Source organism: Variovorax sp. GW821-FHT09A10 (assembly GCF_059418385.1).
Window position 1 is genome coordinate 203290 of sequence record NZ_JBWKPT010000001.1, and the last position, 17591, is coordinate 220880.

The 17591-nt window shown below is 69.0% G+C and carries 15 protein-coding genes; 5 read left to right on the top strand and 10 right to left on the bottom strand.

Translation table 11 applies throughout. The features are described 5' to 3' along the window. Nucleotides 1–14 precede the first annotated feature (14 nt). The 8 genes from AC07Q9_RS01040 to AC07Q9_RS01075 all read right to left on the bottom strand — a co-directional run bounded on the left by AC07Q9_RS01040 (nt 15) and on the right by AC07Q9_RS01075 (nt 7730). Nucleotides 15–722, bottom strand: coding sequence for an ABC transporter ATP-binding protein (locus AC07Q9_RS01040; protein WP_095950659.1), 708 nt, complete (start codon nt 720–722; stop codon nt 15–17). Further along, the gene (locus AC07Q9_RS01045; protein WP_095744598.1) at nt 715–1479 is read right to left on the bottom strand and encodes an ABC transporter ATP-binding protein; all 765 of its coding nucleotides are present in this window, start codon (nt 1477–1479) and stop codon (nt 715–717) included. Before AC07Q9_RS01045 ends, AC07Q9_RS01040 begins: the two co-directional genes overlap by 8 nt. After that, the gene (locus AC07Q9_RS01050; RefSeq protein ID WP_495306929.1) at nt 1476–2462 is read right to left on the bottom strand and encodes a branched-chain amino acid ABC transporter permease; all 987 of its coding nucleotides are present in this window, start codon (nt 2460–2462) and stop codon (nt 1476–1478) included. Before AC07Q9_RS01050 ends, AC07Q9_RS01045 begins: the two co-directional genes overlap by 4 nt. Before the next feature lies 1 nt (nt 2463). Then, on the bottom strand, nt 2464–3336 hold the full coding sequence (locus tag AC07Q9_RS01055) for a branched-chain amino acid ABC transporter permease (protein WP_056582994.1): 873 nt from the start codon (nt 3334–3336) through the stop codon (nt 2464–2466). A gap of 138 nt (nt 3337–3474) precedes the next feature. Further along, complete coding sequence (locus tag AC07Q9_RS01060; RefSeq protein WP_489057469.1) at nt 3475–4659, bottom strand: ABC transporter substrate-binding protein; 1185 nt, start codon at nt 4657–4659, stop codon at nt 3475–3477. Nucleotides 4660–4814: 155 nt separating this feature from the next. After that, nucleotides 4815–5804 carry a PDR/VanB family oxidoreductase gene (locus AC07Q9_RS01065; protein ID WP_495306930.1) on the bottom strand — a complete coding sequence of 330 codons (990 nt, stop codon included), beginning with the start codon at nt 5802–5804 and terminating at the stop codon, nt 4815–4817. Nucleotides 5805–5847: 43 nt separating this feature from the next. Then, entirely contained in the window at nt 5848–6621 is a 774-nt protein-coding gene (locus AC07Q9_RS01070) for a GntR family transcriptional regulator (protein ID WP_062470623.1), read from the bottom strand. Next, nucleotides 6621–7730, bottom strand: coding sequence for an aromatic ring-hydroxylating dioxygenase subunit alpha (locus AC07Q9_RS01075; RefSeq protein ID WP_495306931.1), 1110 nt, complete (start codon nt 7728–7730; stop codon nt 6621–6623). The genes AC07Q9_RS01070 and AC07Q9_RS01075 overlap by 1 nt, the downstream gene beginning before the upstream one ends. A 145-nt stretch (nt 7731–7875) precedes the next feature. Between AC07Q9_RS01075 and AC07Q9_RS01080 the strand changes: the two genes are divergently transcribed. The 4 genes from AC07Q9_RS01080 (at nt 7876) to AC07Q9_RS01095 (ending at nt 13400) form a co-directional block, all read left to right on the top strand. Continuing rightward, complete coding sequence (locus AC07Q9_RS01080; RefSeq protein ID WP_159272603.1) at nt 7876–8997, top strand: 5-methyltetrahydropteroyltriglutamate--homocysteine S-methyltransferase; 1122 nt, start codon at nt 7876–7878, stop codon at nt 8995–8997. Between the two features lie 27 nt (nt 8998–9024). Continuing rightward, a complete protein-coding gene (locus tag AC07Q9_RS01085) occupies nt 9025–9693 on the top strand; it encodes a glutathione S-transferase family protein (RefSeq protein WP_495306932.1) in 669 nt (222 codons plus the stop codon). Between the two features lie 25 nt (nt 9694–9718). Next, the gene (locus AC07Q9_RS01090) at nt 9719–11098 is read left to right on the top strand and encodes a phospholipase D-like domain-containing protein (protein ID WP_489057475.1); all 1380 of its coding nucleotides are present in this window, start codon (nt 9719–9721) and stop codon (nt 11096–11098) included. 538 nt (nt 11099–11636) lie between these two features. Then, the gene (locus AC07Q9_RS01095) at nt 11637–13400 is read left to right on the top strand and encodes an Ig-like domain-containing protein (protein ID WP_495306933.1); all 1764 of its coding nucleotides are present in this window, start codon (nt 11637–11639) and stop codon (nt 13398–13400) included. A gap of 10 nt (nt 13401–13410) precedes the next feature. On the opposite strand, the gene AC07Q9_RS01100 is transcribed toward AC07Q9_RS01095, so the two are convergent. After that, a complete protein-coding gene (locus tag AC07Q9_RS01100; protein WP_495306934.1) occupies nt 13411–14469 on the bottom strand; it encodes an ROK family protein in 1059 nt (352 codons plus the stop codon). Nucleotides 14470–14579: 110 nt separating this feature from the next. Here AC07Q9_RS01100 and AC07Q9_RS01105 point away from each other — a divergent pair, with 110 nt between their 5' ends. Next, nucleotides 14580–16136 (top strand): ABC transporter permease/substrate-binding protein, encoded by a 1557-nt coding sequence (locus AC07Q9_RS01105; protein WP_495306935.1) that lies wholly within the window; start codon nt 14580–14582, stop codon nt 16134–16136. 7 nt (nt 16137–16143) lie between these two features. Here the strand turns inward: AC07Q9_RS01105 and AC07Q9_RS01110 are convergent, their stop codons facing one another. After that, entirely contained in the window at nt 16144–17580 is a 1437-nt protein-coding gene (locus AC07Q9_RS01110; protein ID WP_495306936.1) for an aldehyde dehydrogenase family protein, read from the bottom strand. Between the last annotated feature and the right edge of the window lie 11 nt (nt 17581–17591).

Sequence of the window (17591 nt, forward strand, 5' to 3'; positions counted from 1 at the left end):
GTGATCGGCCGCCGCTACCGCGCCACGCCCAGCAGCCGGTCGAGCACCTCCGGCTGCGCGCGCAGCGCCGCCGCGGTGTCGGCATGCACGATGGTCCCGTGGTCGAGCACCACGGCCTGGTCGGAAATCGCGAGGATCGCCTGCGGGTGCTGCTCCACGATGATCGCGGCCAGCCCCTCGCCCTGCGTGATGCGGCGGATGGCGCGCAGCAGCTCTTCCACGATGATCGGTGCGAGGCCTTCGAGCGGCTCGTCGAGCAGCAGCAGCTTGGGGTTGAGCACCAGCGCGCGGCCCACGGCCAGCATCTGCTGCTCGCCGCCCGACAGCTGCGTGCCCAGGTTGGTCTTGCGCTCGGCCAGGCGCGGGAACATCTCGTAGACGCGCTGCGGGTTCCACTGGCCCGGGCGCTCCACGGCCGTGAGGTTCTCGTGCACCGTGAGCGACTTGAAGATGTTGCGCTCCTGCGGCACCCAGCCGATGCCGGCCGCCGCGCGCTGGTGCGGCTGCAGCTTGTGCAGCGCCGCCTGCCCACCGAGCGCAATGGTGCCGCCGTGCTGGCGCGTGGCGCCGGCCAGCGTGTTGATGAGCGTGGTCTTGCCGGTGCCGTTGCGGCCCAGCAGCGCGAGCGTCTGGCCCTCGCCGAGCGTGAAGGCCACGTCGTGCAGCACCACGGCCTCGCCGTAGCCGGCGCTCAGGTTCTCGATGCGCAGCAGTTCAGACATGGGCATGTTCTCCGTGGCCCAGGTAGACCTCTTTGACCTTCGGGTCGTTGGCGATCGTCTCGGGGTCGCCTTCGGTCAGCAGCGCGCCGTTGACCAGCACGGTCATGCGGTCGGCGAAGCTGAACACCAGGTCCATGTCGTGCTCGATGAGCAGCACCGACACGTCGGCCGGCAACGCGGCCACGGTCTGCAGCAGCTCTTCGCGCTCGCCGGCGGGCACGCCCGCCACGGGCTCGTCGAGCAGCAGCACGCGCGGCTCGCAGGCCAGCGCAATGGCGATCTCCAGCAGGCGGCGCTTGCCGTAGGCCATGAATTTCGTCTGCTGCTGCGCGACGTCGGCGAGGTGGAACTGCTCCAGCAGTTGCCCGGCCCGCTCGGCGATGCGCTTGTCCGCGCCCAGCGGGCGCCACCATTGCGCACCGATGCCCTGGTGCTGCGACACCACGAGCGCCAGCGTTTCCAGCGGCGTCATCGAGTCGAAGAGCTGGTTGATCTGGAAGGTGCGCACCAGCCCGCGCGCCACGCGCTTGTGCGGCGCGAGCGTGGTGATGTCTTCGCCGAGCAGCGAGATGCGGCCTTCGGTGGGCGTGAGCACGCCGGTCAGCAGGTTGATCAGCGTGGTCTTGCCGGCGCCGTTCGGGCCGATGAGCGCATGGCGTGCGCCACGCTTCAGTTCCATCGTGACGTTGTTCGTGGCGGTGATGCCGCCGAAGCGCATCACGAGGCCTTGGGTCGAGAGCACGGTGTCGGTGGTCATGCCGCACCGCCCTTCTTCTTCGCGGTGCCGAACCATGTCCACGGCTTGAGCAGGCGGTCGCGTCCCACGAGCACCAGCAGCACGAGGATGAGGCCGATCCAGAACATCCAGTACTGCGGCGTCACCGACGACAGCCAGGTCTGCAGCAGCTTGAAGACGATGGCGCCCGCCACGCCGCCATAGAGCCAGCCCACGCCGCCGATGACCAGCATCAGCAGCACGTCGGCCGAGCGGTCGAAGGCCAGCACGTCGAGCGAGGCGAAGCCGGTGGTCTGCGCCAGCAGCGCGCCCGCGGCGCCCGCGATGCCGGCGGCCACGGTGTAGACCACGGCGAGCCGCGACACCACGGGAATGCCGATGGCCATGGCGCGCAGCCGGTTGTCGCGGATGGCCTTGAGCGTGGCACCGAACGGCGAATGCACGATGCGGCGCATCACGAGGAACAGCACGAGCATCACGGCCAGCGAGTACCAGGCGGCCGTGCGGCCATACAGGTCGAATTCGAAGAGGCCGAGCACCGGCCCCATGACCACGCCCTGCAGGCCGTCGGCGCCGCCGGTGAGCCAGTCGAGCTTGTTGGCGAGTTCGAGCAGCAGCAGCGCGGTGCCCAACGTGACCATGAGCCGCGTGAGGTCGCTGCCGCGCAAGATCGTCACGCTGGCCACGAGGCCCAGCACGGCCGACAGCACGGCGGCGAACACGAGGCCGACGGTCGGGTCGGGCATGACGAGCTTGGCGAACAGCGCGGCGGCGTACGCGCCGAAGCCGAAGAAGGCCGCGTGGCCGAGCGACACGATGCCGGTGTAGCCGAGGATCAGGTCGAGCGACATCGCGAACAGCGCGACGATGGCGATCTCGTTGACCAGCAGCGAGTGCGAGGGCATGGCCAGCGGCAGCGCGAAGGCCACGGCCCAGACCACGAACTCCCAGGGCCGCCAGCGCGCGGTGCGCAGCAGGGCCGATTCATAGGCAGGCGCGCTCATGTCAGCGGCCTCCCTTGCGCGTGAACAGGCCTTGCGGCCGCCACATGAGGATCAGGATCATGAGCAGGTAGACGGTGAAGGCGCCCATCTTCGGAATGAAGTACTTGCCGGCCACGTCGGCAATGCCGAGCAGCAGCGCGGCGGCGAGCGGCCCGGTGATCGACGAGGTGCCGCCGACCGAGACGACGATGAGGAAATAGATCATGTACTTGAGCGGGAAGGTCGGATCGAGCCCGAGGATTTCCGCGCCCAGCGCGCCACCCAGCCCGGCCAGGCCCGAGCCCACGGCGAAGGTCAGCAGGAACACGATGTTGACGTTGATGCCCAGCCCGGCGGCCACGCGCGGGTCGTCGACGGCGGCGCGCAGGCGGCTGCCGAAGCGGGTCTTCGAGAGGATGAGCTGCAGCACCACGGTGAGCACGGCGCACACGGCGATGATGAAGATGCGGTAGTGGCCCATGCCCAGCAGGAACGCGCCGTCGCCGAATTCGCTGCGCCCGCGCAGCCATTCGGGCAGCTGCAGGTTCTGCTGCGACGAGCCGACGAAGTAGTCGACAGCCGCAACGGCCATGAACGCCAGCCCGATGGAGAACAGCACCTGGTCCAGGTGCGGCTTGCCGTACATCGGCCGGTAGAGCGTGCGCTCCAGCAGCGCGCCGGCCAGCGCGACGACGATGAATGCAAGCGGCAGGCAGGCCAGGAACGGCACGCCGAACTTCTGCATCGCGAACACGGTGAGGTAGCCGCCCGCCATGGCGAAAGCGCCGTGCGCAAGGTTGATGAAGTTCATCAGCCCGAGCGTCACGGCCAGCCCCACGGCGAGGACGAAGAGCAGCATGCCGTAGGCGATGCCGTCGAAAAGAATGGTCAACATATCAGCGATTCAACAGCTTGCGCGCACTGCGCTTTCTTCGGGGAATGCCAAGGACCCGGCTGCGCCGGGCCTCAGGTGTCGCCCCCGGCAGGGGAAGGCGCGCGACACGAAGTGCGCGCAGCCTGGGGGCGAGCTCTGTTACTTCGCCTTGCCCGGGTCCTTCACGCCCTTGATCACGTCGAACTCGACGTTGTAGAGCTGCCCGTCCTTCTTTTCAACCTTGCGCAGGTACACGTCCTGCACGATGTCGCGCGTCTGCGCGTCGATCAGCACCTGGCCGCGCGGGCTTTCGAAGACCTGGCCCTTCATGGCGGCCAGCAGCGCTTCGCCGCCGCCCTGGCCTTTGGTGGTCTTGAGGGCTTCGTAGATCACGCGCATGCCGTCATAGCCGCCCACGGCCATGAAGTTGGGGCGCATCTTCGGGTTGGCTTTCTGGAAGGCCTCGACGAACTTCTTGTTCAGCGCCGAGGGGTGCGCGGCCGAGTAGTGGTGCGAGGTGACCACGCCCAGCGCGCCGTCGCCCATGTCGTTCAGTTGATCGTCATCCGTCACGTCGCCGGTGGCGATCATCTTGATGCCGGCCTTGTCCATGCCGCGCTCCAGGAACTGCTTCATCACCGCCGCGCCCGCGCCCGAGGGCACGAAGACGAACAGCGCGTCGGGCTTGGCGTCGCGCACCTTCTGCAGGAACGGCGCGAAGTCGGGGTTGCGCAGCGGCACGCGCAGCTTCTCGAGCACCTTGCCGCCGTTGAGCTGGAAGCGGTCGCTGAAGAACTTCTCGGCGTCGTTGCCCGGGCCGTAGTCGGTGACCAGCGTGACCACCGACTTCACGCCGTTCTTGGGCGCCCAGTCGCCCATCACCACCGACACCTGCGGCAGCGTGAAGCTGCTGCGCACGATGTAGGGCGAGGCCTCGGTGATGCTCGAGGTGGCGGCGGCCATCACGACCTGCGGCGTCTTCGATTGCGTGGCCAGCGGCGCGGCGGCCAGCGCGGCCGGGGTGATGCCGAAGCCGGCGATCACGTTGACCTTGTCGTTGACGATGAGCTCCTGCGCCAGGCGCTTGGTCACGTCGGGCAGGCCGGTGTCGTCCTTCACGATCAGCTCGACCTTCTTGCCGGCCACGGTGTCGCCGTTCTGTGCCATGTACAGGCGCGCGGCGGCCTCGATCTGGCGGCCGGTGGAGGCCGACTGCCCCGTCATCGGCAGGATCAGGCCGATCTTGAACTTGTTGTCCTGGGCGCTGGCCACAGGCAGCGACAGCGCGGTGGCGAGCGCAATCGCCGAAAGGCCGGCGGTCTGGATGAGATGGCGTCTTTGCATGGAATTTTTCCTTTGAGGGACGGAACGCGAAACCGGGCGTATTTTGAACAATTCGCAACAATTGACGGAGCAGGCAACCACCTACCCACCCGCCGCACGGGTCTTTGTTGCGCGATCAGTCGAATGGTTGCGCGATGATCGCGCAACCGATGTTTTCAGCGGTCCGGGCGGTACGCGGAATCGAGCGTGAGCGTACCCACGGCGCGTGACACGCAGGCGCAGATGCGCGTGGTCGCCTGCTTCTCGTGCGGGCTCAGGAACACGTCGCGGTGGTCGACTTCGCCGTCCACGGCCAGCACGTCCATGGCGCACAGGCCGCACTCGCCGCGCTTGCAGTCCGACAGGATCTGCACGCCGGCCGCGTCGAGCGCGTCGAGCAGCGTGCAGTCGGCCGGCACGGTGATCGACAGGTCGTGGCGCGGAATGCGCACGGTGAAGGCCTGCGTCGCAAGCCGGCCGCTGCTGCCGAAGGTTTCGAAGCGCAGGTCGGCGAGCGGCCGGCCGGCCGCGGCCCAGGCGCGCTTGACGGCTTCGAGCATCGGCACCGGGCCGCAGGTGTAGAGCTGGCCGCCGGGCGGCAGCGCGGCGATGGCGGCGTCGAAGTCGATGGGCACGGCGCCTTCGTGCGCCTGCACGCCGGCCTCGCCCAGCGCATCGCGCAGGGTGTCGAGGTAGCCGAACTCGCCCGCATGGCGCGCGCCGTACAGCATGGCCACCGGCACGCCGCGGCGTCGGGCCAACGCGCCCAGGCGCTGCGCCATCAGCACCAGCGGCGTGATGCCGATGCCGCCGGCCACCAGCAGGTAGCCGGGCGCCGCGAGGTCGAGCGGAAAGTGGTTCTGCGGCGCGCTCACCTGCAGCCGGTCGCCCTCGGCCAGCCGCCACATCGCACGCGAGCCGCCCCGGCCGTCGTCCAGCCGCTTGACGGCGATGCGCCAGCAGCTGCCGTCGCCCTCGCCCACCAGCGAGTAGGAGCGCGTCTGCACGCGGCCCTGCTCGGTCATCACCTGCACCTGCAGGTGGGCGCCGGGCTCATGCGCGGCGACGAAGTCGGTGTCGGGGCGCAGCGTGAACTCGCGCACGGTGGGCGTGACGTCGCGCAGCGCCACCACCTGCGCCTGCATCCATTGAAGATCGCTTTTCATCGGGGAACACCAGCAGGGAAAGAGAAGAAAAAGAAGTCGTCGATCAGCCGCGACGGCGGATCAGTTGCACGCCCGGCAGCGGGCGCTGTTCGGCGCTCGGCGTGCCGTGCAGCGCCTCGCGCAGGTTGCGCCGCGCGATGCGGCTGTGCTCGCGCATCAGCGCCTCGGCGCGCGAGCCCTCGCCGGACTCGATGGCGTCGAGCACCTGCAGGTGCTGGTCCTGCGCGATCACGAGCATGTCGCGCGCGGCCGGCGAATTGGCCTGCACGATGACGAAGCCGGAGGGCGAGGCGAACGGCAGGTTGACCACGCGTTCGAGCTGCTGCGCGATGACGGGGCTGCCCGCCATCTCGCACAGCAGCGCGTGGAATTTCTCGTTGTGCGTCACGTAGCGCGAGAAGGCCGCGTCGTCGAGCGCGGGCTCGCGCAGCAGCTCGTCGATGCGCGTGAGGCAGGCGCGCGCTTCGCGCAGCACCACGGGCGCCGCGCCGCGCTCGGCCGCCAGCCGCGCCACCAGGCCTTCGAGCGTGCCGCGCAACTCGATGGCGTCGGCCACGTCGCGTTCGGAAAAGGTGCGCACCGCATAGCCGCCGTTGGGCAGGGCTTCGAGCAGGCCTTCCTGCTCGAGCCGCATCAGCGCGCTGCGCACCGGCGTGCGCGACACGCCGAGCTGTTCGGAAATGGCGACCTCGGCAATGCGCGCGCCGCCGGGCAGCTCGCCCGCCAGGATCATTTCGCGCAGCCGCAGCTGCGCCTTCACGGCCTGCGAGCTGCCGCTGTCGCCGGGCTCGGCGGGAGAGACGGTGGCGACCTTCATCACGCGGCCTGGCTCTCTGGGACGGGACGGATCGGGATCGCGGCGCGCGCGGGCCGTTCCTTCTCGATCATGCGGTCGATGAGGCGGCGCGCCCACATAGAGCCGGCGTCGATGTTGAGGTTGTAGAACTGGTGGTCGGGGTGCTCGTCGATGGCTTTCTGCTGCGCCTCGAGCACGATCTCGTCCTCGCGGAAGATGCCCGAGACGCCCTCGCGCAGCTCGTGCGTGAGGCGCTGCTCGCCCAGGCAGTAGTTGCGCGCGAAGGCCCAGAAGTACAGGCAGGTCTTGTCGGTCTCGGGCGTGATGGTGTTGAGCACGTAGCCGTTGACGCCCTTGCTGCGGTCGCCGGCGTTGTCGTTCGACGGCACCGCGCCGCTGCCCGCCTCGGCCACGCCGACGTCGATGTTCACCGTGCACGGGCCTTCGAAACGGATGATCTGCCAGCGGTCGACCTTGCCCGTGTAGCCGCGCGCATGGCGGATCTGGTTGCCCCAGAACGGCGGCGCGTCGATGTTCTCCATCCAGCGCGTGACGGTGGCCGAGCGGTCGCCGTGCGTGGCCACGAAGGGCGCCTCGGCCACCTCGCGGTTGCCGATGGACGAGCCGTGCACGAAGGTCTCGTGCGTGAGGTCCATGAGGTTGTCGACCACGAGGCGGTAGTCGCAGTGGACGCGGATCATCTTGCCGTCGCCGGCCCAGGCCGGGTCGTCGTTCCAGTGCATGTCGGGCACCAGCGCGGGGTCGGCCTTGGCCGGGTCGCCGGGCCAGATCCACACGAAGCGGTGCTTCTCGACCACCGGAAAGCTGCGCACGCAGGCCGAAGGGTTGAGCGTTTCCTGGCTCGGCATGTGGGTGCAGCGGCCCTGGCTGTTGTAGACCAGGCCGTGGTAGCCGCAGACCAGCTCGTCGCCCTCGAGGCGGCCCAGCGACAGCGGCATCAGCCGGTGCCAGCAGGCGTCTTCGAGCGCGGCCACCTGGCCGTCGGTGCGGCGGAACAGCACCACTTTCTGGTTGCAGATGGTGCGTGGCAGCAGCGCGTGACGCACTTCGACGTCGTAGGCGGCGGCATACCAGGCGTTGAGCGGAAAGGCGGTCGTGGGCGTCTTCATGAATACGCAATGTATACAGAACTACGAGAAATTCCAGCTCGAAACCCCTTAATAAAGGGTAAACACCAATGTCTACGTATACAAACAGGCTTTTCGCGAAGGCGCTAGGATTCCGCTCGTTCACAGTCACGACGGAGTTCATTCCATGTCCCAGCATGCCGCCCTGCCCGCCCGCTACGACCACGTGGGCAGCTTCCTGCGCCCGCAATACCTGCTCGAAGCCCGCGAGCAGAAAGCCAAGGGCCAGATCACGCCCGCGCAACTGCGCGAGGTCGAAGACAAGGCCATCACCGAGATCGTCCGCTTCCAGGAAGACATCGGCCTGAAGAGCATCACCGACGGCGAGTTCCGCCGCACCTACTTCCACATCGACTTCCTCGACCAGCTCGGCGGCGTGAAGACCGACATTCCGGTCACCATCCGCCGCCCCGACGGCACCGAGGAACTGGCGCCACCCGCGATGCGCGTGATCGACAAGGTGCGCCACGTGAAGGACATCCAGCTCGCCGACTTCCAGTACCTCAAGAGCCAGGTCTCGGCCGGCCGCACGCCGAAGGTGACGATCCCGTCGCCGACGATGCTGCACTTCCGCGGCGGACGCGCGGGCATCAGCAAGGACGCCTACCCCGAGCTCGACCCGGTGTTCTACGACGACGTCGCCAAGGCCTATGGCGACGAGCTGCGCTCGCTGGCCGCCGCCGGCTGCACCTACGTGCAGATGGACGACACCAACCTCGCCTACCTGTGCGACGAGCACATGCGCGAAGCCGCCCGCAAGCGCGGGGACGACCCGAACGAGCTGCCGCACCGCTACGCCGCCTTCATCAACAAGGTGGTGGCGCAGAAGCCGCCGGGCATGCTGCTGGCCATGCACCTGTGCCGCGGCAACTTCAAGAGCACGCACGCCGCGGCCGGCAACTACGAGCCGGTGGCCGAGGCGCTGCTCAAGGAGATGGACCTCGACGCCTACTTCATGGAATACGACGACGCCCGCTCGGGCGACTTCAAGCCGCTGCGCTACCTGCCCAAGGGCAAGACCGTGGTGCTCGGCCTCGTGACCACCAAGTTCGGCGAGATGGAAGACAAGGACGAGCTCAAGCGCCGCATCGAGGACGCCAGCAAGTACGCCTCGCTCGACCAGCTCGCGCTGTCGCCGCAGTGCGGCTTCTCCAGCACGGTGCACGGCAACAACATCGCGGTGGAAGCGCAGCGCAACAAGCTGCGCCTTGTCGTCGAGACGGCGCAGGAAGTCTGGGGCTCGACCTGACGCGCGGTTTCTGTTGAAGTCGGGGGCATGACGACGACGCAGATTTACTCCGGCCCCCTCAGCATGTTCGGCGCGAAGGTGCAGATCGCCGCGTACGAAAAAGGCATCACTTTCGAGCTCACCATGGTGCCGTTCACCACCGACGACGCCTACGAGCCCAAGCACCCCGAGGTGCTGCGCGTGAACCCGGCGAAGCAGCAGGTGCCGGTGCTGGTCGACGACGAGGTCGCGCTGTTCGACTCGACGCAGATCTTCGAGTACCTCGAAGATCAGTATCCCGCCTTCCCACTGTGGCCCAAAGGCATTGCCGACCGGGCACGTGCACGGCAGCTCGAGCAGAAGTCGGACGAAGTGTTCTTCCCCAACGTCATCAAGCTCTTCGGCTTGCAGGACGCCATGCAAAGCGCCCCGGCGGTCGCAGCCTGCGCCGCCTGCGCGCGCTTCTACGAAGAGATGGAGGGTCTGCTCGCCACGCGCGAACACCTGGCCGGCCCCTACTCCTTCGCCGACATCGCCTTCTACATGGCGCATGTGTTCGCCGACCGCAAAGGCGCCGGCATGACCGAGGCCACTCCGCGCCTCGTGGCCTGGCGCGATCGCGTGGGCGCGCGGCCCGCGGTGCGCGCGGTGGTCGATCCGATGATGCGGTTCCTGGCTTCGCAAGGGCGCGGCGTGCCGGCCTTCCTGCAGCGCTGAGCGGGCACCGAGGCATCACCCGCCCATGCCGGACACCCTCTTCGACTGGCTGCCCTCCCCTTCGCAGCATTTTCTTGCCGTCACTTTCGCGTTGCTGGTCTATGTGCTGACCACGCGCACGCGCCGCGAGCAGCGCGCCCCCACCACCGCCATCGCGTGGGTCATGGGGCTGGTGCTCATGCCCTACGCGATCCTGCCGATGTACCTGCTGTTCGGCCAGCGCAAGCTGCGCCCGGCCGGCGCGCCCCGGCCGCCGCGTTCGCTGCCGCCGGGCCACTGGGCGGCCGACCTGATCGAGAGCTTCGGCCTGGCGCCGCCCGGGCGCTGCGCGATCCGCATGCACGCCGACGGCGAGGCCGCGCGCGAGGCGCTGTTCGAGGTGATCGACGGTGCGCGCCAGCGCCTGGACGTGTGCACCTTCATCATCGGCGACGACGCGCTCGGCCACGCCGTGCTGGCGCGGCTCGCACAGCGCGCGCGCGAAGGCATCAAGGTGCGCGTGCTGCTCGACGGCTTCGGTGCGCTCTCGCTGCCGCGCCATCACTTCGACCGGCTGCGCGCGGCCGGCGGCGAAGTGGCGGTGTTCCGCCCCTTCTTCAGCCTGCGCCGCATCGGGCCGCGCAACCTGCGCAACCACCGCAAGCTCACCATCGCCGACGACCGCTGGTTGTGGTCGGGCGGGCGCAACCTCGCGGGCGAGTACTTCTCCGGCAACGACAAGCACCCCGAAGCCTGGCACGACCTGTCGTTCGACCTGCACGGCAGCGTGGCCGCCGCCGCCGCGCGCCAGTTCGACCACGACTGGAGCTCGGTGCGCGGGCGCAAGGCGCGCGCCATCACCGCCGCCGACGTGCCCGCGGGGCCCGGCTGCGCGATGGCCCAGTTCCTGCCGAGCGGCCCCGACCAGACCGAGGACACGGCGCACGCGCTGCTCATCGACGCCTGCTTTCGCGCCGAGCACCGCATCCTCGCGATCACGCCCTACTTCGTGCCCGGCGACGGCCTGCGCGACGCACTGCGCCTCGCCGCGCGGCGCGGCGTGCAGGTGACCATCGCGATGCCCGCGCAGTCGAACCACCGGCTGGCCGACTTCGTGCGCGCACGCGCCATGCGCGACCTCGCGCGCGCGGGCGTGAGCTTTCGCATGCTGCCCTTCATGGCCCACGCCAAGGCCGTGGTGGTCGACGACGAACTGGCGATGTGCGGCTCGATCAACCTCGACCTGCGCAGCCTGTTGCTGAACCACGAGGCGGCGGTGGTGTTCTACGGCCACGACGACATCGAATGGCTGGCCGAATGGATCGAGACCACGGCCTCGGCCGGCGAGCCCTACCGCGCGCGGCGCCCGGGGCTGCTGCGCGACGTGGCCGAAGGGCTGCTGCTGACCGTCGCCTTCCAGCTGTAGGTGGGCGGCGCATCGCCAAAGATGCGAGAATGCAACACAATTGCAACCAATTGAACATTCACACTAGAATCGCCACCGGTTCCGGTGGATGAATGTTCCTTCGGAGCCCCCTGCATCGCGGGGCAGCCCGCTCCGGCCCGGCCTCATGGGGCCCACCGAAGCGCCATTCGTACCGCCGTTGTCGTGAGAAAGTGCCCAAATAACAGGCACCACTACAGCGAGGCCAGTTCCCTTCCTACGAGCCCAGAAATTAAGATAAAGGTTCACTGATTGTTGCCACATCGTGGGGAGGAATGAGCGGTCCGCCCGCCCTCCGCACTGAATGAGCAACCAGTAGTCCCCCGCACTTCAGAAGCATCGGCGCCCGTCAGGGCGTATCGCCTTCGGCGACCTCGATGCGATGCAGGAGCGTGACCGGCAAAGGCGGTCGCCGCGGGGTCTGTGCGCTGGGCGCCGGGCGACACCTTCGCGCGGCCCCAAGCGGTCCCCTTTGTTGTCGATCACTGCCGGATTCCCCTGAGCACGGGGAGAAAAATCGATGCCTTTCATTGATTCGCTGCTGGCGCTCGCGCGCCGGCTGGGCGCAGCCTTGCCTGTCGTTTTGGCCCTGCTGCTGCCGTTGTCCGCCGCTCCCGCCTGGGCGGCCCTGAACGAAGTCGGCCGCGCCACGCCGAGCGTGCACCGCCTGCGCTTCTTCATCGACCCGCAACTGGCGGCCGACATCGGCGCGCCCGAGGCCGGCCGCCGGCTCGCGCAGTACGTGGCCGACCTCAACACTGTGTTCCAGCGCGAGACCGTGCGCAGCTTCACCTTCGACCCCGCGAAAGACCTGCAGCTCGTCGCGCCCGGCGCGGCGCCGCCCTGCGGCTTCAGCGGCGTGGCGGGCGGCGAGATCGTGCTTTGCGTCGGCCCGTCCAAGCGCGGCTACAGCCACGGCGGCCTGACCACCAGCACCACCTTCCCGCCCACCGGCGTGACCTGGAACCTGAACTGGACCGCCATCCACGACCCGCTGCGCCTGTCGCGCGCCATCACGCCGGCCGCGCCCGAGTCCACCGAGAAGGACTACCTCGGCCGCCAGCTCAAGACCCTGCTGCACGAGCTGGAGCATGTGTTCGGTGCCGGCTCGGGCGAGTACTACAACGCCATCGCCGTCGCCGACACCACCGAGACCGCGCCCGCCAGCGACCTCGCCCTCGTGAAGCACACCGACCGCTACTGGTGGACGCGCCAGCACTGGCGCCTCGACCCGCTGCTGGGCACCGTGTTCGAGCAACGCTACGACCCGGCCGCCAACCGCGTCGCCACACTCGGCCTGATCCGTTTCACCGAAGGCACCAAGGCACAGATCAACACCGACTGGCGCGACTGGCCCAAGCTCGGCAGCTCGAAGTTCATGGCCGCGACCACCGCCACGCAGGTGCGCGTGACCGAGCGCGAGAGCGGCGCCGTGCTGGTCGGCGCGCCGGTGTCGGTGTGGCGCGACCCGGGCGTCGGCAAGCCGCTGGAGCCGATCGCGCAGGGCACGACGAATGCCGAAGGCCGCTTCGTGTTCGACTGGCGCTGCGGCTTCAGCTGCTTCGCCGTCGGCAAGACCACGCTGCTCGTGAAGGCCCAGGCTCCGGGCCGCGCACCGGGCGCCACCTGGTTCACCATCTTCGACGCCTTCGAGCAGAAGGCGGTGCAGGGGCAGGCGGCCTTCACCATCGACCTGCCGCTGGGCGTGCCCGACAGCCAGAAGCCGGCCGTGTCCCTGGCCGCGCCCTCGATGGCGACTGTGGGCCAGCCCGTGGCGCTGGCGCCCGTGGCGGTCGACAACGTCGGCGTCTTCGGCGTGAAGGTGATCGGCACCGACAGCCTGCCGATCTGCACCTTCACCGCCCCACCCTACACCTGCCACTGGACGCCGACCGCGCCGGGCGTGCAGATCGTCCGCGTGATCGCCATCGATGCCGCGGGCAATGCCGAGGTCGCGTCGGCGCAGGTGATCGTGCGCGCGCCGGCCGACACCACCGCACCGACCGTCACGCTGAACGTGCCGTCCATGGCGGCGTCGGCCGCCGGCCTGCCGGTGCGGCTGACGGGCAGCGCGACCGACGATGTCGGCGTGGCCGAGCTGGCCTTCATCGTCGACGGCAAGACCGTCTGCGCGCTGCGCGCCGCGCCCTACGCCTGCAGCTGGACGCCCGCGCGCGCGGGCCTGGCCAACATCGAGCTGCGCGCCACCGATGCGGCGGGCAACGTCGCCACCACCTCGGCCACCGCGCGCGTCGGCGCGGAACTGCGGCCCGAAGACCTGTAAAAGGCAGCGCTCAACGCCGGTTCGTGAAGCTGGCGTTGCCCAGCCCGGTGCCGATGGTCAGCACGCCCCAGTGGCGCACGTCGCGCATGAAGGGCAGCTCGCTCAGGCCCTGCACCACCGCGTCGTTGTGCATGAGCACCAGCGTCGCGCCCGAGCCGATGATCGGCAGCCGCCGCCACAGCGCGGCCGGCAAGTGGAAGGCCCGGCTCTCCCAGTCGCCCGGCAGGTTCTGCGCGCCGCGCGCGATCGAGCCGTCGGCGCGGATCAACCCCGGGCAGCCGATGCCGATGAAGGGCGCGAGCCGGATCTTGTGGCAATCGGCATAGATGACCATATCTTCGAGCATGTCGGCGATGCGCTCGACCATGTGGCTGCGGTTCGGGCCGTCGTCGGCGTGGCGCCACTTTTCTCGCTTGACCACTTTCGCGCGCGAGAAGTCGGGCGCCTTGCGGTGTCGCGTCTTCACGATGCCGCAGCGCACGTTGGTGCCGCCAATGTCCACGGCCAGGATGGCGTCGTGCCCCTTCAGCAGGGGCGGCGGCGTCAGGTGCGCCCAGCCGATCAGTCCGCCGTCGTCCACGTTGTGCGACAGCCGGCCCAGCTGCACGTGCACGCCCAGGTCTTCGAGCATCGCGCCCGCCTGCAGGATCGCGCGCTCGCCCACATCGCTCTCGGGAAAGCCGCCGCCGACCACGATGCGCTGCACCTTGCGCCACGAGGGCTGGCGCATGAAGCGCTGGACCACGAAGGCCAGCTCTTGCGCGAACTCCTCGATGGCGCCATGCATCACGTCGCCGGCGGCCGTGGCGGTTTTTTCCTGCAGCGCGCGGTCGAGCTGCTTCTTGCTCAGGTCGCGCGAGTGGGCCGCGCCCAGCGGGTCACGGCCGGCCTTGCGGCGCCGCTTGCGCCAGCGCTCGAGCAGTTCGCGAAACGCCGTCTGGCTGGCCTGGTCGCCGACGAAGCCGTCCTTGTCGCGCAGCTGCAGGCTGTAGCCGTCCACGCGCAGGCCGGGCAGCTCGCGCAGGCCGTGGATGTCGGGACCGGGGGGCGCGTGCCTGGTTTTTTTCATGACGGCCACTATGGGCCGCCGCGCGCCCGTGGCGCATCGGCTTCACGCACCACGGCGTGTAGGAGACGGACGGGTACGGCGGGCGCGGCGATGCCGATACACTGACCCGGATGCACCTGCCTCGCAGCTTCTGGCTCCCCGCCCTGTGGCTTTTCGCGATGCTCTGGCTGGCCGCCGCCGCACCCCGCGCGCAGGCCGCCGACGAGACGCTGCGCGTCGGCTCCAAGCGCTTCACCGAGTCGTACATCCTGGCCGAGGTGCTGGCGCAGACCGCCGCGCCGCACACCGCATCGGCGCCCGTCGTGCGGCAGGGGCTGGGCAACACGGCCATCGTGTACGAGGCGCTGCGTTCGGGCGCCATCGACCTGTACGCCGAATACACCGGCACCATCGCGCTCGAGATCCTCAAGGGTTCGCCCGCCGAGACGCGCGAAGCGATGAACGCCGCGCTCGCGCCGCTCGGGCTGGGCGTGGCGATTCCGCTGGGCTTCAACGACGGCTACGCGCTGGCCGTGCGCGCCGCCGACGCCGACAAGCTCGGGCTGCGCACGCTGAGCGACCTGGCCCGGCACCCCGAGCTGCGCATCGGACTGTCGAACGAATTCATCGGCCGCGCCGACGGCTGGAAGGGCCTGGCTGCGCGCTACGGCTTCACGCAGACGCCGACCGGGCTCGACCACGGCCTGGCCTACGAAGCGATGACGGCCAAGCAGATCGACGCCATCGACATCTACACCACCGACGCCAAGATCGACCACCTCGGCCTGCGCGTGCTGGTGGACGACAAGCAGTACTTTCCGCGCTACGACGCGGTGGTGCTCTACCGCCTCGACCTGCCCGCGCGGCTGCCGAAGGCCTGGGCCGCATTGCAGGCGCTCGAAGGCAAGATCGACGAGCACGCGATGATCGCGATGAACGCGCGCGCCGAGCTGCAGGGCGTGCGCTTCGACACCATCGCGCGCGACTTCCTCGCCGGCGCCACCAAAAACGGCAAGACGCCGCCGAGCGCCGCGCGCGGCTTCACGGCCAAGCTCTTCGGGCCCGACCTCTGGCCGCTCGCACGCCAGCATCTGCTGCTGGTGGCGGTGTCGGTCGGCGTGGCCATCCTTATCGGCGTGCCGCTCGCGATCCTCGTGTTTCCGCACCTTCGGCTGCGCGCCGTGGTGCTGGGCTTTGCGAGCGTGATGCAGACCGTGCCGTCGCTGGCGCTGCTCGCGGTGCTGATCTCGCTGCTCGGCGCCATCGGCGCCCTGCCCGCACTCATCGCGCTCACGCTGTACTCGCTGCTGCCGATCATGCGCAACACCGTGACCGGATTAACCGAAGTGCCCAACGGCCTGCGACTGGCCGGCACCGCGCTGGGCATGACGCCGCCGCAGAGCCTTCAGCTGGTGCTGCTGCCTCTCGCGTTGCCCACGCTGCTGGCCGGCGTGAGAACAGCCACTGCGATCGCCATCGGCACGGCCACCATCGCGGCTTTCATCGGCGCGGGCGGTTTCGGTGAGCGCATCGTGACGGGCCTCGCGCTCAATGATCGCGAGCTGTTGATGGCCGGCGCGCTGCCGGCTGCGGCGATGGCGCTGGTCAGCGAAGGCCTGTTCGAGCTGATCGAACTCTGGATGCGGCGCCGTCGTCGGGCGCCACCGGCCTCGCTGCCACCAACCTGACGGGTTCTCAGGCCAGCGTGTAAGCCGTCTTCACCGTCGTGAAGAACTCCTGCGCGTACTTGCCCTGCTCACGCGGCCCATAGCTCGAGCCCTTGCGACCGCCAAACGGCACGTGATAGTCCACCCCCGCCGTCGGCAGGTTCACCATCACCATCCCCGCCTGGCTGTGCCGCTTGAAGTGCGTCGCGTACTTCAGTGAGGTCGTCGCGATGCCGGCCGACAGACCGAACTCCGTGTCGTTCGCCGTCGCCAGTGCCTCTTCGTAGTTCTTCACGCGGATCACGCTCGCCACCGGCCCGAACACTTCCTCGCGGTTGATGCGCATGTTCGCGGCGGACTCGCTGAACAGCGCCGGCGACATGTAGTAGCCGTCCGTCTCCAGCTTCAGCAGTTCACCGCCGGCCGCCAGCGTGGCGCCTTCGCCCTTGCCGATGGCGACGTATTCCATGTCCTGGTCGAGCTGCGACTTCGACGACACCGGCCCCACGTCGGTGCCCTGCGCCAGCGCGTCGCCGACCTTGATCTTCGCCATGCGCGCCTTCATCGCCTCGATGAACTTCGGATAGATGCCCTCGGTCACGATGAGGCGGCTCGACGCCGTGCAGCGCTGGCCGGTCGAGTAGAAGGCGCTTTGCACGCTGAGCTCCACGGCCTGCGCGAGGTCGGCGTCGTCGAGCACCACCTGCGGGTTCTTGCCGCCCATTTCGAGCTGCACCTTCTTGTGGTGGGTGACGCACTGGATCGCGATGTTGCAGCCCACGCCCACCGAGCCCGTGAAGCTGATCGCATGGATGCCAGGGTGGTTGACCAGCGCATCGCCGATCACGCTGCCGCGCCCCATCACGAGGTTGAACACGCCGGCCGGAATGCCCGAGCGGCTGATGATCTCGGCCAGCGCCCACGCGCAGCCCGGCACGAGGTCGGCGGGCTTGAGCACCACGCAGTTGCCGAAGGCCAGCGCGGGCGCGATCTTCCAGGCGGGAATGGCGATGGGGAAGTTCCACGGCGTGATGAGCCCGACCACGCCCACCGGCTCGCGCGTGATCTCCACGCCGATGTTCGGCCGCACCGACGGCAGCACCTCGCCCGCGAGGCGCAGGCACTCGCCCGCGAAGAACTTGAAGATCTGCCCCGCGCGCGTGGCCTCGCCGATGCCTTCGGCCTTGGTCTTTCCCTCTTCGCGCGCCAGCAGCGTGCCCAGCTCTTCCTTGCGCGCCAGGATCTCGGTGCCAATCTTGTCGAGCGCATCGGAACGCGCCTGGATGCTGCCCGTCGCCCAGGCGGGGAAGGCGGCGGTGGCGGCGGCCACGGCGGCGTCGACCTGGCCCTTGTCGCCCTGCGTGTACTGGCCCAGTACGTCGGCCAGGTTGCTGGGGTTGATGTTGGGGCTGTAGCTGTGGCCTGCCAGCCATTCGCCGTTGATGAGGTTGTCGAAGTTCTGCATTGCGTCGTTTC

Coding starts and splice junctions, on each gene's coding strand:
- AC07Q9_RS01110 (WP_495306936.1), bottom strand. CDS start 17,580: ATGCAGAACTTCGACAACCTCATCAACGGCGAATGGCTGGCAGGCCAC.
- AC07Q9_RS01040 (WP_095950659.1), bottom strand. CDS start 722: ATGTCTGAACTGCTGCGCATCGAGAACCTGAGCGCCGGCTACGGCGAG.
- AC07Q9_RS01085 (WP_495306932.1), top strand. CDS start 9,025: ATGACGACGACGCAGATTTACTCCGGCCCCCTCAGCATGTTCGGCGCG.
- AC07Q9_RS01080 (WP_159272603.1), top strand. CDS start 7,876: ATGTCCCAGCATGCCGCCCTGCCCGCCCGCTACGACCACGTGGGCAGC.
- AC07Q9_RS01105 (WP_495306935.1), top strand. CDS start 14,580: ATGCACCTGCCTCGCAGCTTCTGGCTCCCCGCCCTGTGGCTTTTCGCG.
- AC07Q9_RS01055 (WP_056582994.1), bottom strand. CDS start 3,336: ATGTTGACCATTCTTTTCGACGGCATCGCCTACGGCATGCTGCTCTTC.
- AC07Q9_RS01095 (WP_495306933.1), top strand. CDS start 11,637: ATGCCTTTCATTGATTCGCTGCTGGCGCTCGCGCGCCGGCTGGGCGCA.
- AC07Q9_RS01090 (WP_489057475.1), top strand. CDS start 9,719: ATGCCGGACACCCTCTTCGACTGGCTGCCCTCCCCTTCGCAGCATTTT.
- AC07Q9_RS01070 (WP_062470623.1), bottom strand. CDS start 6,621: ATGAAGGTCGCCACCGTCTCTCCCGCCGAGCCCGGCGACAGCGGCAGC.
- AC07Q9_RS01045 (WP_095744598.1), bottom strand. CDS start 1,479: ATGACCACCGACACCGTGCTCTCGACCCAAGGCCTCGTGATGCGCTTC.
- AC07Q9_RS01060 (WP_489057469.1), bottom strand. CDS start 4,659: ATGCAAAGACGCCATCTCATCCAGACCGCCGGCCTTTCGGCGATTGCG.
- AC07Q9_RS01075 (WP_495306931.1), bottom strand. CDS start 7,730: ATGAAGACGCCCACGACCGCCTTTCCGCTCAACGCCTGGTATGCCGCC.
- AC07Q9_RS01065 (WP_495306930.1), bottom strand. CDS start 5,804: ATGAAAAGCGATCTTCAATGGATGCAGGCGCAGGTGGTGGCGCTGCGC.
- AC07Q9_RS01050 (WP_495306929.1), bottom strand. CDS start 2,462: ATGAGCGCGCCTGCCTATGAATCGGCCCTGCTGCGCACCGCGCGCTGG.
- AC07Q9_RS01100 (WP_495306934.1), bottom strand. CDS start 14,469: ATGAAAAAAACCAGGCACGCGCCCCCCGGTCCCGACATCCACGGCCTG.